The sequence below is a fragment of the Nocardioides sp. NPDC057577 genome (assembly GCF_042801335.1).
Taxonomy (GTDB): domain Bacteria; phylum Actinomycetota; class Actinomycetes; order Propionibacteriales; family Nocardioidaceae; genus Nocardioides.
Genome location: NZ_JBHVGB010000353.1, coordinates 1 through 1,201, shown reverse-complemented (window position 1 = coordinate 1,201; position 1,201 = coordinate 1). Strand labels below are relative to the sequence as shown.

1 protein-coding gene is annotated in these 1,201 nt (G+C 66.8%); it reads left to right on the top strand.

Going from position 1 to position 1,201, the window contains the following annotated elements; all coding sequences use genetic code 11:
- Window positions 1-176 precede the first annotated feature (176 nt).
- On the top strand, window positions 177-1,201 hold a 1,025-nt coding region (locus ACFU7D_RS29725; protein ID WP_378874145.1), incomplete at its 3' end, for an MFS transporter.

The following is a 1,201-nucleotide window of genomic DNA, read 5'->3' as shown; positions in this document are numbered from 1 at the left end:
GCGCTGGCGGGTGTTGCCCCGGCGCGGGTGCGCCGTGCTGCCCATGCGACTCTCCCAAGAACTTACTTGACGCCCGGCTAGGTACGGGTCTAGTTTCCTCAGCATAGCTAACTAGCCGGGCGACAAGTAAGCGTCGGGTCGGTGGACCGGACACCAGGGGATCAGGGGTAGACGACATGGCAGAACCGAAGAAGGCGGCGGCCGGCCCGGCCGAGCCGCGCACACGCAGCGTCAGGGTGGTGGTTCTCGCGCTGATGATCACGATGCTGCTGGCCATGCTGGACAACCTCATCGTGGGCACCGCGATGCCGACGATCGTCGGCGACCTCGGTGGCCTGGAGCACCTGTCCTGGGTGGTCACGTCCTACACCCTGGCCACCGCCGCCTCCACCCCCATCTGGGGAAAGCTCGGCGACCTGTACGGACGCAAGGGCATCTTCCTCACGTCCATCGTGGTTTTCCTGGTCGGCTCGGTCCTCAGCGGAATGGCCCAGGACATGGGTCAGCTGATCGGATTCCGCGCGGTCCAGGGCCTCGGGGCCGGCGGTCTGATGGTCGGTGTCATGGCCATCCTCGGCGACCTCGTGTCTCCCCGTGAGCGCGGCAAGTACCAGGGCATGATGGCCGGCGTGATGGCGTTCGCCATGATCGGCGGACCGCTGGTCGGCGGCGCGATCACCGACCACCTGGGCTGGCGCTGGAGCTTCTACATCAACCTCCCGCTGGGCGCGATCGCGCTGGCCATGGTCACCACGGTGCTGCACCTGCCCCGCAAGGAGCGGTCCGAGGCGAAGATCGACTACCTGGGTGCCGCGCTCCTCACCGTGGGCATCACCGCGATCGTGCTGGTCACCACCTGGGGCGGTTCGGAGTACGCCTGGGACTCGGCCGTGATCATGGAGCTCGTCGCGCTCGGCGTGGCCTCCCTCGTCGGCTTCGTCTTCGTCGAGACCAAGGCCGGGGTAGGGTTCATGCCGCTGCACATCTTCCGCATCCGCAACTTCCGCCTGATGTCGGTGGTCGGCTTCATGGCCGGCTTCGTGATGTTCGGAGCGGTGCTCTTCCTCCCGCTCTACCAGCAGACGGTCCAGGGAGCGTCCGCCACCAACTCCGGGCTGCTGCTCCTGCCGATGCTGCTCGCGATGATGGTCGTCTCGCTCGTCGCGGGCCGGGTCACGACGAGTACCGGAAAGTACAAGAT